We start from the raw sequence: 13,118 nt of genomic DNA on the forward strand, positions 1-13,118 counted from the left end.
GGTGACGTTCAGTCAGCAGCCGAGCGCACTCTTGACGACGGCACGCCTTCGTCGTATTGGACCGAACGTTCCATACAGAGCTCGACGCGATCCGCCGAGCCTCACGTCACAGAGGAGTTTCCATGAAGACTGCGATTGTCGTATTTTCCGATCCCAAGTCCGGCAGCGACGAAGCGGTCGGGCGATTGTTCAACGCGCTGGCCGCGGCGTACGACCTCAAACAGAAGAACGAGCACGTCGAGATCGTGTTCCAGGGAGCAGGCACGCGCTGGGCGGGTGTACTTACCCAGAAGGATCACCCGGCCCACGCGCTCTACAAGGCCATCCAGGATAAGGTGGTGGGTGTCTCGTCTGGCTGCGCGGACGTCTTCGGTGCGCGTGCAGACGCCGAGAAGAACGGATTCTCCCTGATCACCACGAACCAGGTGCCTGGCACGTCCGGCCTTCCGAGCCTCGCGGCGTACGCGAAGGACGGCTATTCCGTGCTCACCTTCTGATGCATCCGAGGATCGCAGCACGCCTGGTACGCGGCGTGCTCCGGTCAAGCAGCTGCGTCCTATTTTGTTCTAGGAGAAAATCATGACAAACAGATCAGTTCCTTTCACTTCTTCGCGTCGTGAGATGCTGGTGGCCTCCGCCGCGTTGTTCGCCACCGGCATCGGTGGCCTCGGACAGGTGCATGCACAGGGCACGACCGAGATGCCTCTGCCCCGCCGTCCGGAAGACGTGACCCCGTACATTTCAAGCGCCATCACCGCGGGTGACCTCGACGCCGCCATGAAAGTCTACGTTGCAGACGCGGTTTTCGTGACCAAGCCCGGCACCACTGTGCGAGGCCACGAGGCCATTCGTGCGTCCTTGTCCGAATTCATGCAGTTGAAGCTGCCTATCAAGGCGACTGACAAACAGGTCCTGGTCAGTGGAGATGTCGCGCTCGTTATCTCCGACTGGGTCATGGAAGGCAACGGGCCTGACGGTAAGCCCTTGAAATTGTCGGGAACGTCCTCCGATGTCGTTCGCCGGCAAGCGGATGGGGTTTGGCGCTTCGTGATCGACAACCCGTTCGGTACTATCTGAACTGAGACTACGCACTCTTGACGAAGGCATGCCGTCGCGGTTTAGCACGAATGTTCCACACAACGTTCGGCGTGATCCGCCGAGCCTTGCGGCGTATGCGAAGGGCGGCTATTCCGTGTGCACCTTCTGATACATCCGAAGATCGCAGCACGCCTGGTACACGGCGTGCTGCGGTCACGAACCCACGCCGAGGCCCGTCGACCATGCCCGCTGCTCTCATCCCGAAAGAAGAAGTGCTCGCGCGACTCCTGGAGGTCTTCCGCGAGCACGGATACGAGGGAGCGTCCCTCGCGGTCCTGTCGGAAGCGACGGGCCTCGGTCGTTCGAGCCTCTACCACCACTTCCCCGGCGGAAAGGAAGAGATGGCGACGAGTGTGCTCGCCTATCTCGACGGCTTGCTCAAACAGGCGCTCTACGCGCCGCTTGAGACGATGGCTAGTCCGAACAAGAAGCTCGACGCGATGCTCGCCGTGTTGGATGAGGTCTACGACGGTGGGACGAAGGCGTGTTTACTCGAGCGGCTCTGCGCGAGCGCGGGTCGTCCCGTCATCGGCGGTCCACTCCGTCGCTCGTTCGACCTCTGGCTGACTGCGTTCGAGACGCTTGGAGTCGACGCTGGAATTCCGCGCGCTGTCGCGCGGTCCCGCGCCGAGGACGCGCTCGGGCGCATCGAGGGGGCACTCGTGGTCGTCGCAGGGACGGGGAACAAGAGAGTGTTCGCGCGGGCGCTCAAGGACGTACGCGCGACGCTGCTCGCCAATAAGGAGACCGTGGCGTCATGACGGGGAGCATCCGCAAATCGCACCGCCAGCACGAGGGAGAGCTCCGCATCCAGGTCCGGCGGCACACGCCTCCGGAGCAGACCGAGGCGATCCGCGGCGTGATCCACGATGAGATGTCGCGCCAGCACGTCGTCTACTACGCTCGCCTGCCATACTTGCCGCTCGGCGTGCTCGACGAGAGCGGCCGGCCGTGGGTGACCATTCTCTGCAACCCCGAGACGACCGCGCCCTCGACCGAGCTCCTGGTCGTGCGGGCCCGGGTGAACCCGGACGATCCGTTCGTGCGCGCGGTGTGCTTGCCGATGCCCGGCGCGCGACTCTTCGCGGGCGTCGCGATCGATTTCACGACGCGCTCGCGCGTTAAGCTCTCGGGTTCGGTGGACGCGGCGACGTTCGATGGGCGTTCCCTCACCCTCGCGCTGCGCGCAAACGAGCACATGGGGAATTGCCCCAAGTACATCACGGTGAGGGACCTTCGCCCGAACGTTCGGACGCCAAGCACCACCCCGCTCGGCACGGAGCTCTCGTCCGCGGCGCGAGACATTCTCCGGCGAGCGAGCACCATCTTCATCGCCACGCGACATACCGACAGCGATCCCTCCGAATCCGACATGGGGCTGAACCATCGCGGCGGACCGAAGGGGTTCCTCCGCTCCTTCGACGACGAGCATGGGACGCATCTCGTTCTGCCCGACTACTCGGGCAATCGCTTTTATCAGTCGCTCGGCAACGTCGAGACCGATCCGGTGATGGGCGTCGCGATTCCCGACTTCACCACTGGCGCGATGCTCCAAGTGACCGGGCGTGCGCGCAATCTCTTCGATGAGGATGCATCGCGCATCATGCCGGGCGCGACGCTGATCACGCTGATCACAATCGACGAGGCGCTGCTCACGACGGGCGCGCTCGACCTCGAGATCGCCGGTGACGAGCAGCTGTCGCCCTACAACCCGAAACCGAGGATCCTCGCGAGCGAGACTCCGAGCGACCGACATCCGCTCGCCATGAAGGCCACGCTCGTCGACGTGATCGAAGAGTCGACGCTCGTCTCGACGTTCACGTTCGCGCTCCCGCGGGAGGCCGAGCTCGTCCCCGGTGGTCACGCCATCTTCGACTTCGGAAGCCGGTTCGATCGTTCGTACCAGCACATGAACAACCTCGACCCACAGTCGCTGAACGATGACTACGTGCGGACGTACACGGTGTCGAGGGTATCGCCTGATCGCCGACAGATCTCGATCACGGTCAAGAAGGCCGGAGTCGTCTCGTCGTACTTGCACTCGCTAGCGAATCATCGCGTTCCACCGATCGAGATCGATCTCCTGGGATTCGGTGGAACGTTCACGTGCCTCGATGAAGGTCGCGTGCTTCCGCACATGCTCTGGGTGGCCGGCGGCGTCGGGATCACTCCCTTCCTCGCGATGCACCGGGCGCTGCGCGACTCCGGGCGTCCGATGCCCGAGGTCACGCTCTTCTATTCGTGCCGCGGCGACGAAATCGCACTAATCGACGGGATGACCGACATCGAAGTGGGCGTGTTCGACTCGACGGGTAAGGCGCAGAGTGCAAGTGGGGACGGGCGTCGTGTCTATCCGCGCCGGCTCCGCGCCACCGACTTCGACGATCTGCCCACGCTCGACCACGCGATCGTGTTTGTCTGCGGGCCCGATCGGTTCATGGCGGACGTCCGCGCGTGGCTTGAGCCCAAGATCGACCCCGGCCGGCTGCGGTTCGAGAGCTTCGACTTCTAATGCTGATTGAAGCGCGGGAAGCCATCGAGCGATATCGTGCCTTTGTCGCGCAGGGCAGGCACTAACCTTCAATGGGCGTTGTCACGTTGTTTCACTGAGGCCGGAGGAGGTGCTTTCAGTTAAACTCAGGCTGTTGCGCCGGTCACGGCCTTCCATTGCGCCATAGCGCGGATCCGATGAACGTGGGTGGCTAGGGCGGAGTGCTTCTGGTGCGACGGGACGAAATGATTTCTGACTGCTGAAAACACCGATATAAATCGTTGCAAGCCGCCGACGGATCGGAAGCCTTGCATCACTCGTTCTCGTTTTCGCAGCGGCAGAGGGAGTTTTCCGCACGGTTGTTGAGGCCCTTGTGTGATCTATGTTCAACAGCCGGCATCACATCTCGCTTTGCCGCCCCGTATGAGCGCAGTTTATCGGTGACAATCCTCTTTGGCGCCAGGCCTTGCTTCTTCAGCAGTCTGATCAACAATCGCTTGGCAGCCTTGGTGTCGCGACGGACTTGCACGATCTCGTCGAGAACATCTCCGTCCTTGTCGACGGCTCGCCAAAGCCAGTGGTTTCTGCCGCCGATGGAGACGACCACCTCGTCCAGATGCCAGATATCCTCTCGCGAGGGTCTCTTTCTGCGCAGTTGTTTTGCGTAGGCCGCACCGAATTTTCGGCCCCAGCGCCGGATCGTTTCATAGGACACGACAATGCCGCGCTCCAGCAGCATTTCTTCCACAAGCCTCAAGCTTAAGGGAAACCGGAAATACAGCCAGACCGCATGGGCGATGACCTGCGGTGGGAAACGGTGGTTCTCGTAGCTGATGGTCGGCGCGCTCATGGCGTCCGATTATCCGTCAACCGTTAAGCCACGGACAACGTGACAGCTCCGAAATCATAGCACGCATTGACATGCTCCTGCTCGGACCGAGCAATTTGGACCGCTTCCGGTTATTCCGGGGCAGAACCTCTGTGCCACACGGTCGCCTTGAGTGGATTCGAACCAGCGACCGCTAAGGCTTCAAAAGCAATCGCATTGAAAACGCGTCAAAAGTCACACACAAGCTCCGACAGCGGAATAGCTATTTACTTCGGAGGCACGCCGTTGCGTTTTAATCCGAGCCAGATAGTAATTATTCCGAATTGGGGGGACAACATGCGGGAAGAATTGAAGGGCGTTTTTGGTGCAGTCCAAAAGGGGGATCTGCCGCCGAGCTTTGATCACCTTTTCAACGGGATCTGGAACGCGTCTGAAGAACGGTTCCATGTTCAAGAAAGCTATATCCTCGATTTCAAAGAGACAAACCCTGAAGGATTTAGTGAAGGATACGGCGCAGGTTTCGTTCGGCTGGCCCTCGGATTTCATAACAGTTTTGGCGGTTTAATTATCGTCGGGGTAAAAGACCGCATCTTGACGGTGTCAGGGATCGAACAGCCTTTCGATGTTGAGAGCTTTAACCGAGTTCTCACTGATTTCGCGGCAATTTCAATCGAATGCGTTGCGAAAACTTATCGAGTTACGATCGGCGCCGTAGAGAAGCAGATTGCCGCAGTCCTTGTTCCGAGGCGGAAAAGCGCATCACCAGTGAAACTTCGCAAGGATTTAGCGAAGTATAAGGCGGGAACGCTATGGGTTCGAGACAGGCATGAGGTTCTAGTTGCTGAAACGCGGCATCTGCCTATGCTTTTCTCACAAAGGATGAGCCTCCCATCAGATGGAGAAGAAGAAGCAAGATTTCCTGTACATCGTTCTTTTCCTCCTTCACCGGCCACATTGAAGGAGTTCATCAGCCGGGGTGACCTACTTACGTCGCTGTGGGGATGGTTCGTGTCAGGCGAAAACCCGCGACTTTATCTCCATGGTCCTGGTGGTTCAGGCAAAAGCACGCTTGCCTTCGAGTTTGCGAGACTACTCGCTGAACATGGGCATGGGGTCAGGGCAACTACGGGCGAACGCCTTGACTATGTTATTTTCATTTCCGGTAAGGAAACGGAACTAAACCCACTTAGCGGCACAGAGCAGGTCTTCGCTATGCGCCAATTCGCCAATGCACATGAGCAGTTCGTTCAAATCATATACCACTCAGGTCTGCTCGGGTTGGATGAGCAAACGTCTGCCGACGAGAAGCGCGTGAAGGTAGGACTCGATGAACTTTTTTCGCACTTCTCCGGGCTTATCGTCATCGATGACATCGACGCTTTAAGCCGGCGCGGCCTCGAAACTGGCGAGGAAGTTTTGTTCTTGAAAGCGGTTCTTGCGAAGCAGCGGACGCGGATCCTGTATACGCTGCGCCACCCGCCTCAGCACGCACTCACATCCTCACTTAAGGTCCCTGGGCTGGACTATGCCTCAGAGTTCCATGAGTTCGTGGACGCATGTTGCAAACAGTTTGGCGTTCCGTCGCCGCCCGCAGAGGTTTCTCATCAAATTGCGGATCGCACACACTCACTCCCGCTCTTGGTCGAAACAGTAGTGGGCCTCAGGCGCTTCTGTAGCAACTACAATGAGGCTTTGTCTCTTTTCGACGAAAAGGGCGGCGATGACGCGAGGCGATATCTCTATCAACGTGAATACGACCGGCTAGATAAGCACGGGAAATCCAGACCGATTTTGAGTGCTCTATATCTTTTGGAACAGCGTAAGCCCACGGTGAAGGCCGTCTTGCGATAGAGGGCTTCTGACTGCCAGTCCTAGTGGTAACACTAGGAGTAGTCATATGACGAAGCATCCAATTGAGGTGATCACGTCTGTAGAGCGCCGTCGGCGCTGGTCACGCGAAGATAAAGAGCGCCTTGTCGCTGCGTGCTTTGAGCCAGACGCGGTCATCTCCGAGATTGCCCGCGCGGCCGGCATCCATGTCAGCCAGTTGTTCCGTTGGCGCAAAGAGCTTTGCCGGATCGACGAGCCAAGGTCTGATACGGCGACTTTGGTGCCGGTGATCGTATCCGAGGCCGCTTCGACAGTCTCTCCCGTTCAACCGGAATCGCCCACCACATCCCACCCTCGTCGGAAGCGTAGCGATGTGACAATCGAGCTTGGACGGGGTCGGCGCGTGCGCGTGGATAGCGACATCGATACGGATGCCCTTGGCCGGATTCTCGATTGCGTGCTGGGGCTGCGATGATTCCGGTTCCGAGTGGCGTGAAGGTCTGGCTGGCGACAGGCCACACCGATATGCGAAAAGGCTTCCCCGGTTTGTCGTTGATGGTGCAGGAGGCGCTGAAGCGCGACCCGATGTGTGGACACCTGTTCGTATTCCGCGGCCGCGGTGGCGGTCTGATCAAGGTGATCTGGCATGACGGCCAGGGCGCTTGCCTGTTCACGAAGAAGCTGGAGCGCGGCCGCTTCATCTGGCCATCAGCGGCCGATGGCACGGTGGTGATCACGCCTGCGCAGCTCGGTTATCTGCTGGAAGGTATCGACTGGCGGATGCCGCAAAAGACCTGGCGGCCGACGTCGGCCGGATAAGCAAAAACACTGGAATGACAGGGTCGAATATGATTCCATCCTGTCATGAGCAATGCGACCGAAGAGCTTCCGGACGACCTTGCCAGTGCGCTTGCACTGCTGGCCCAGGAACGCGCTCGACGTGTCGCAGCCGAAGCAGAAGCAGCGACCGCCAAGGCAGAAGCCGCCAGCGCAAAGGCACTCGTATCGCATTCCGAGGCGCTGATCGCGCGGCTGAAGCTGGAGATCGACAAGGTTCGCCGTGCACTCTACGGCAGCCGGTCCGAGCGCAAGGCGCGGCTCCTGGAGCAGATGGAACTGCAGCTCGAGGAGTTGGAAGCGGACGCCGGTGAAGATGAACTGGCGGCGGAGATCGCAGCCAAAGCTTCAGCCGTCAAAGCCTTCGAGCGCAAGCGTCCGTCACGCAAGCCCTTTCCCGAACACCTGCCGCGTGAGCGCGTCGTAATCGCCGCTCCCACGAATTGCGCCTGTTGTGGATCGGTTAAACTGTCGAAGCTTGGTGAAGACATTACCGAGACCTTGGAAGTCATCCCGCGTCAGTGGAAGGTCATCCAGACGGTGCGGGAGAAGTTCACCTGCCGCGAGTGTGAGAAGATCACGCAGTCACCCGCACCCTTCCATGTGACACCCCGCGGTTTTGCCGGGCCGAACCTGCTGGCGATGATCCTGTTTGAGAAGTTCGCCCAGCACCAGCCGCTCAATCGCCAGAGCGAGCGCTACGCCCGCGAGGGCGTCGACCTCAGCTTGTCGACGCTGGCCGATCAGGTTGGAGCATGTGCCGCGGCGTTGAAGCCCATTCACTCCCTGATCGAGGCGCATGTCCTTGCTGCCGAACGTCTGCACGGCGACGACACGACCGTGCCGATCCTGGCCAAGGGAAAGACCGATACGGGCCGCATCTGGACCTATGTCCGGGACGATCGGCCGTTCGGAGGGCTCTCTCCGCCGGCGGCCCTTTACTATGCCTCGCGGGACCGACGGCAGGAGCATCCGGAGCGCCACCTGAAGACCTTCAACGGCATTCTGCAGGCGGACGCCTATGGCGGCTACAATCCGCTGTTCAAGGTTGATCGCGATCCAAATCCTCTAAGGCAGGCGTTTTGTTGGGCACACTCGCGGCGTAAGTTCTTCGTGCTCGCCGACATTGCCGCAAATGCCAAGCGTGGAAAGAACGCCGCGCCGATCTCGCCTATGGCGCTCGAAGCCGTCAAACGGATCGACGGCCTGTTCGATATTGAGCGCGAGATCAACGGGCTTACGGCCGATCAACGCCTGGAGCGTCGCCGGAGAGACTGTCTGCCACTCGTCGATGATCTGCAGGTCTGGCTTCAAACCGAGCGGGCAAAGCTCTCACGCAGTTCTCCGGTGGCGGAGGCGATCGACTACATGCTCAAGCGCTGGGATGGCTTCACATCATTTCTGCAGGACGGCCGGATTTGCCTGACGAATAATGCGGCAGAGCGAGCGCTCAGAGGCTTTGCGCTCGGCAGAAAATCCTGGCTCTTCGCCGGATCAGACCGCGGTGCAGATCGTGCGGCCTTCATGGCCACATTGATTATGACGGCAAAACTCAACGACATCGATCCGCAGGTGTGGCTGGCCGACGTTCTTGCCCGCATCGCTGATACGTCGATTACCAGGCTGGAGCAGTTGCTTCCGTGGAATTGGACGCCGCCGACCGTCAACGCTCAAGCGGCCTGACCTGCGGCCTTCACCGGAGCCTTACGGAACAGCCGGTTAGTTTCAAAACATTGAACAGCCTATTTCAGTTCACGCCGGAACAGATTCGGGATGCTATCAGCGAATGTGCCAGCGTGTTTCTTTCTACTTCCGAGGACGAAAACGGGGAAACGCTCTACCAACTTGCGGCGCCGAGCGTCCCTTTCGTAAGGATCGCCTCCCAACAGTTGCCGCATTTCGACGCCCTCGATGCTAGGGTGAAACATTATAACGGCCAAGCAAACCGCTATTCTGCTGAAGAGTCCGCTGTCATTACAAGTTTGCAACTTATGATTAGGGGAGGCGACTTTGACGGCATGGTAAAACTATGCGAAGGGCGGCGCTCAAACGATGTGGTGATGGTCAACCCGAGAGTACAAGCCCTTCTAGGCCAAGCGTATGCTGAGATGGGGTTTGATCATAAGGAGAAGGCGCGGGTGTGTTTCCGTCAGGCGGAGGGTTTGGGCTATACCGATGTTTTTATGATGCGTCGATGGTTCAATATGGAGTTGCAGTACAACCAGCCGGAGGCCGAACGGATCTGCGATGAGATGATAAAGCGATCGGCAGACAACCCTCGCGCATTGAGCGAATTCTGGAGTAAGAAAGGCGCATGCGAGTTTCAGAAAGCGAATTCCGTTGTTACAGTTAGCCGCGACAAAGCACTGCAGGCGCTACGATCTTCAATCGTCTGCTATTTCGAGGCTTTGTGGGTTGCTGCGTCGGCACGTATTGATACTACCGAGACTGCACGGTGGGCTGATAGACCATTGTTTCGCCTCGTGACCCTAATAGGAGATGAACTCGAGCATATTCCTCTTTTGATCGAAGAGTTAACGCAAAGGAGGCATGATTTAACCAATCAAGCCGCACAGCTGTTACTGAGCAACCTTCGAAAAATTCCGGCGAAGACTGTTGAAGCTGCTCCCAAACGCTTTAAGGGTTTGTGCTCGAGGTCTAGTGCAATGATTTCACGCTCGTTTAAAAAGGTTGAAGACTATCCTGCCTTTAAAACGGTGAAAGATGAACTGGACTACATTCAGACGGTCATTTGAAAACAGTTGCCGCCTGCGGCGTCACCTTTGAGGGCGATATGAGCGATGACCAAATCGACCAGTTCAAGCATTTTTTGACGAAGTGGTGTGCATCAGTTGTGGTCGGTTATAGCTGACGCCGCCCGGAAAGTTCTGGAGCCGCCCGGCGACCGGCGGGGTCCGTGCGTGAATCAATGACAACGGCTTGAAAATTGGCCAGCCGCGGGCCCCAGCGTCGTTGACGGTGGACGAAGGTCTGCTCGTCATTACGGAACGGTTAGCCAACCGATGCGTGGCGCTGCCCGTGGACATTGATTCTCAAAACTTCGAAAACGAAAATTCAACGCCTCCCAGTCCAATCGCAGAGCCCGGATTCTGCACTCCAACACTTGCAGCCTCTGGCGCGCCAAGTTCAATTTGAAGAACTTGGCTCGTTGTTCTAAGTGCCGCAAGGCGTAAAAGCTGAGAGATTGTCAGCGCTCCTATCGCAGCTCCGACGAAAGGCACAGCCACACTTGCCTCCGCCAAGCTGTACGTACCGCAGTTGCCATGCGACTTCGCATGCTCACGATAAGCGTGCTGTTGTAAGGTCCTCTCTATATCCTTTCTATTCGATCCTGCCGTCCAAAGCGTTCGCGCATCAACGGTTGTGGGCACTACCCTAACTTGAGCAATTTCGAAGTCAGTCGGACCATGACCAACACCAGCATCGATCAGAAACTCATGGCCTGCGTTGGCCATCTCGATACGTGCCATGGGCTCGTCGATGCTCGTTAAAATAACTGGCGGATCCCCCACGTCGAGCCGGAAGTCACCATGATTGCGCCGCTCCACTATCGAGGTCGTCCAACCGGCCGCTTCGAGCCAGCGCATAGCAACGCGAGTCTTGTGGTTGGAAGTTTCAAAATCGTGAGGATAGGTGATCAAGCCGGTAGCAACATTTTCCTCCCCCACCAGCTGATCATCCTGCAGTACGGCGTGCGCGCCGGCCAGGGGAAGAAGAGCAAGGCTCCAGAGGAATCCCTGTCCGACATGACCCAATCCAACGAGCCAAAGTCTATTAGGCAGAGAAAGCCTGGAAGGCGGAACATCCTCTTGGCTCTGCATCTGCGACGGCGCCCAAAGAGAAATGACTGAGGCTCGTCGGACATTCTTGCGACGTCCGACGCAGTTGGCGAAAACTTCACGAACAGCAAGTGCGCCCGCGAATATTCCAGCAAGCGGGTTGGAAGATCCGCCTAAGGGCGCGTCGTCCCAAGGAGGCAACACTCCGGCGCTCCAGCCGCCCCACCAACAACGAACATATATGCCTTTGGTAGGGATTTCTCCGATCGACACAATGTGAGTTGCATCCGTTGGAACTGAATGAACGATCTCCGCTCCCGCCGCACGAACCGCTTCGAAAATCGTTTCCCCCGAACTCAGGCGGCGTTTCAAGGGCACGTCATTATCAATCACGACCGCCGCTCTACCAAAACATTTCACTCCGGTGGTGACTATCGTAAGTATGGCCGCCTGACCTGCGTGGGTAGCCGCCTCCTCACCGCTCGTGACAATTACCAAGCCAACGGCATCAAGCGTTGCGGTAGCATCGTCGAAGCTTTTGTTGCTGGCAGTATCGTCGGTCAGAACCTTTGCTATGCGGGAGCGTCCGAGATGGGCGATCTGTGTCATGACAATTACCTCAATTCGAGAAACGGAGCACTCGCCCGTGAATGATCAACCCAGGCTCCGTTGCCTCGGTACTCATATTGACCGATGCCACCGGGATCGACTTTACCCGCAGCAAAGTCCGGAAGAATGAAAGCGATATGCCCGGCGCGAGGCATGACAGGGTCAGCTCTGTCCGACGCACTTTGGCCATAGCCGCCCGGATGCACGTGGATGTCCGCGACGACGCGTAGACCTTTTTCACTGCAAAGTTCCCAAAGCTTCGGGAGGTGATTGCCGTTAAATCTGACTATGCCAGTTTCAAGGGCGTGCTCATCGATGTCGTCGTAGAACACGAATGCACGGATGATTTTTGGCCCCCGATCCGGCGCCTCGCCGATCAAGAATGCGCCGCTCTCTCTACGTCTTCCTAAAGTCCGTCGGCCGAGTTCACGCACGCCCGCAGCCCATATGGCGCTCTCACAGACGATGCGCGGTTCAGGCCGCCCTAGCAGCCAGCCAAAGAGCCTGCTCAGAAACCAATGCATAAAGCTGCTCCATGATAAACGAAATCTGTCGACCTCGATGCCAAGCTTCATCGGGTCGCTTGCGAGACCAATCGTTATGGCGTGCGGCCCCTCGGTTCCAAGCTCTGTAGATCCCGCCCTCCCCACCGCCGCTGCCCCATTCTTTCAGGGCATCTATATAGCCAGGTGCTCCTGGATCGGTTGGAGCCGGCGGTCGCTCGCCGCGCTCTTCGGTACCGGCGTAGGACCACCGCTCTACGTAAGGTCCCGGCTCCGGATATCCCGAACATTCGAGCCTGAAATCCTGGGAGAGGGAAACTTCATTGTGACCGGCGATTACTCGGACGCGGACATATAGACATGGCCACCTAAGCTCCAAGATGTCCCATCTGCCTTCATCGACGCCAGCGAGGAAGCGGACCGTGTCCAAGTGCGCAAGCAGTGTCCTCTCCGCTGACGTCAGTTCACCGTCAACCATTGGTGAAGTCCTTCAGAGTGAGGTCAAGCGCAACCCCGCACCCAGGGTGTGCGGCGAAGCGGCCGATCATAACGTCTTTCGGCAAAGGCTGATCGCTGCCTTGCACGATGAGATTGGCTTTAGCCGCCGCGTTGTCATCAAGATTGAAACCGTGCTTTCCTACAGCCCAATGAAGAATACGAAGAACGGTTGCCGCAGGTGAGAATTCACGTTCATGGGTTTCGCCGCCGTATCGAATCGTCACTGCGATATGACGGCATCTGTGAACAAGAAGCGTGATCGCCCGCCGGTCCCCGATGCCGGTCAGCAGTTCATCGCTATCCCTTTCGAATACGTGCGCCCTCTCAAAGCCAGCGACACCTCGCGCGACTTTGAGGACAGCATCCAGGTCGTCTTTATCGATCTTGAGCGTTTCAATGTTGGGCGAGGTCTCGAACTCGAGTTCGACGCGCACCTTGCGCTCGTGTCCAGCATCGGCGCCGGCCTTCTCAATCGGCTTGTGGTCCAAGTCTTCCATTAGAGTCTCCATCAATGTCCAAATCGAACCGCAAGTGCGATTCTGTTTTCCATACTATGTCTGATTATCGGACAGTCAAGGAAATTCTTGACATAGAATGTCCGAGCCGTCAGTATGCCAAAGGCT

13 protein-coding genes and 1 pseudogene are annotated in these 13,118 nt (G+C 58.2%); 9 read left to right on the forward strand and 5 right to left on the reverse strand.

Translation table 11 applies throughout. From position 1 onward, the window contains the following. The first annotated feature begins 122 nt into the window (after positions 1-122). From AMK00_RS30085 to AMK00_RS30100, 4 genes are all read left to right on the forward strand, one after another. Positions 123-497: a DsrE family protein gene (locus AMK00_RS30085; protein WP_054186357.1), complete on the forward strand. Its 375-nt coding sequence runs from the start codon at positions 123-125 to the stop codon at positions 495-497. 82 nt (positions 498-579) lie between these two features. Further along, complete coding sequence (locus AMK00_RS30090) at positions 580-1,077, forward strand: YybH family protein (protein WP_054186356.1); 498 nt, start codon at positions 580-582, stop codon at positions 1,075-1,077. A gap of 203 nt (positions 1,078-1,280) precedes the next feature. Continuing rightward, complete coding sequence (locus AMK00_RS30095; protein WP_064813030.1) at positions 1,281-1,859, forward strand: TetR/AcrR family transcriptional regulator; 579 nt, start codon at positions 1,281-1,283, stop codon at positions 1,857-1,859. Continuing rightward, the gene (locus AMK00_RS30100; RefSeq protein WP_064813032.1) at positions 1,856-3,610 is read left to right on the forward strand and encodes a pyridoxamine 5'-phosphate oxidase family protein; all 1,755 of its coding nucleotides are present in this window, start codon (positions 1,856-1,858) and stop codon (positions 3,608-3,610) included. The genes AMK00_RS30095 and AMK00_RS30100 overlap by 4 nt, the downstream gene beginning before the upstream one ends. 125 nt (positions 3,611-3,735) lie before the next feature. Here the strand turns inward: AMK00_RS30100 and AMK00_RS30105 are convergent. After that, positions 3,736-4,452 (reverse strand): annotated as a pseudogene (locus tag AMK00_RS30105) (IS6 family transposase). A gap of 134 nt (positions 4,453-4,586) precedes the next feature. On the opposite strand from AMK00_RS30105, the gene AMK00_RS32800 reads away from it, so the two are divergent. Genes AMK00_RS32800 through AMK00_RS30125 form a run of 5 tightly spaced genes read left to right on the forward strand, consistent with a single transcriptional unit; the run spans position 4,587 to position 9,841 of the window. Next, entirely contained in the window at positions 4,587-6,269 is a 1,683-nt protein-coding gene (locus AMK00_RS32800) for a hypothetical protein (protein ID WP_167377224.1), read from the forward strand. A gap of 46 nt (positions 6,270-6,315) precedes the next feature. Then, on the forward strand, positions 6,316-6,723 hold the full coding sequence (gene tnpA, locus AMK00_RS31730; RefSeq protein ID WP_080956205.1) for an IS66-like element accessory protein TnpA: 408 nt from the start codon (positions 6,316-6,318) through the stop codon (positions 6,721-6,723). Next, entirely contained in the window at positions 6,720-7,067 is a 348-nt protein-coding gene (gene tnpB, locus AMK00_RS30115; protein ID WP_008536653.1) for an IS66 family insertion sequence element accessory protein TnpB, read from the forward strand. The genes tnpA and tnpB overlap by 4 nt, the downstream gene beginning before the upstream one ends. 45 nt (positions 7,068-7,112) lie before the next feature. Further along, on the forward strand, positions 7,113-8,768 hold the full coding sequence (gene tnpC / locus AMK00_RS30120; protein ID WP_004675068.1) for an IS66 family transposase: 1,656 nt from the start codon (positions 7,113-7,115) through the stop codon (positions 8,766-8,768). Continuing rightward, a complete protein-coding gene (locus tag AMK00_RS30125; protein WP_064813036.1) occupies positions 8,726-9,841 on the forward strand; it encodes a hypothetical protein in 1,116 nt (371 codons plus the stop codon). Before tnpC ends, AMK00_RS30125 begins: the two co-directional genes overlap by 43 nt. Positions 9,842-10,138: 297 nt before the next feature. On the opposite strand, the gene AMK00_RS30130 is transcribed toward AMK00_RS30125, so the two are convergent. The 4 genes from AMK00_RS30130 to AMK00_RS30140 are packed head-to-tail and all read right to left on the reverse strand — an operon-like array spanning position 10,139 to position 12,992. After that, positions 10,139-11,494 (reverse strand): hypothetical protein, encoded by a 1,356-nt coding sequence (locus tag AMK00_RS30130; protein ID WP_064813038.1) that lies wholly within the window; start codon positions 11,492-11,494, stop codon positions 10,139-10,141. 5 nt (positions 11,495-11,499) lie between these two features. Beyond that, positions 11,500-12,069: a hypothetical protein gene (locus AMK00_RS30135; protein WP_064813040.1), complete on the reverse strand. Its 570-nt coding sequence runs from the start codon at positions 12,067-12,069 to the stop codon at positions 11,500-11,502. Next, positions 11,969-12,475: a DUF7665 family protein gene (locus AMK00_RS33785; RefSeq protein WP_442966211.1), complete on the reverse strand. Its 507-nt coding sequence runs from the start codon at positions 12,473-12,475 to the stop codon at positions 11,969-11,971. The genes AMK00_RS30135 and AMK00_RS33785 overlap by 101 nt, the downstream gene beginning before the upstream one ends. After that, positions 12,468-12,992 (reverse strand): hypothetical protein, encoded by a 525-nt coding sequence (locus AMK00_RS30140; RefSeq protein WP_064813043.1) that lies wholly within the window; start codon positions 12,990-12,992, stop codon positions 12,468-12,470. The genes AMK00_RS33785 and AMK00_RS30140 overlap by 8 nt, the downstream gene beginning before the upstream one ends. Positions 12,993-13,118: the final 126 nt, after the last annotated feature.

Origin of the sequence: Rhizobium sp. N621 (assembly GCF_001664325.1) — a bacterium.
GTDB lineage: Bacteria > Pseudomonadota > Alphaproteobacteria > Rhizobiales > Rhizobiaceae > Rhizobium > Rhizobium esperanzae.

Excerpts from the sequence above, each read along its gene's own strand:
- AMK00_RS30085 (WP_054186357.1), top strand. The coding sequence starts at position 123 with ATGAAGACTGCGATTGTCGTATTTTCCGATCCCAAGTCCGGCAGCGAC.
- AMK00_RS30090 (WP_054186356.1), top strand. The coding sequence starts at position 580 with ATGACAAACAGATCAGTTCCTTTCACTTCTTCGCGTCGTGAGATGCTG.
- AMK00_RS30095 (WP_064813030.1), top strand. The coding sequence starts at position 1,281 with ATGCCCGCTGCTCTCATCCCGAAAGAAGAAGTGCTCGCGCGACTCCTG.
- AMK00_RS30100 (WP_064813032.1), top strand. The coding sequence starts at position 1,856 with ATGACGGGGAGCATCCGCAAATCGCACCGCCAGCACGAGGGAGAGCTC.
- tnpA (WP_080956205.1), top strand. The coding sequence starts at position 6,316 with ATGACGAAGCATCCAATTGAGGTGATCACGTCTGTAGAGCGCCGTCGG.
- tnpB (WP_008536653.1), top strand. The coding sequence starts at position 6,720 with ATGATTCCGGTTCCGAGTGGCGTGAAGGTCTGGCTGGCGACAGGCCAC.
- tnpC (WP_004675068.1), top strand. The coding sequence starts at position 7,113 with ATGAGCAATGCGACCGAAGAGCTTCCGGACGACCTTGCCAGTGCGCTT.
- AMK00_RS30130 (WP_064813038.1), bottom strand. The coding sequence starts at position 11,494 with ATGACACAGATCGCCCATCTCGGACGCTCCCGCATAGCAAAGGTTCTG.
- AMK00_RS30135 (WP_064813040.1), bottom strand. The coding sequence starts at position 12,069 with ATGAAGCTTGGCATCGAGGTCGACAGATTTCGTTTATCATGGAGCAGC.
- AMK00_RS33785 (WP_442966211.1), bottom strand. The coding sequence starts at position 12,475 with ATGGTTGACGGTGAACTGACGTCAGCGGAGAGGACACTGCTTGCGCAC.
- AMK00_RS30140 (WP_064813043.1), bottom strand. The coding sequence starts at position 12,992 with ATGGAAGACTTGGACCACAAGCCGATTGAGAAGGCCGGCGCCGATGCT.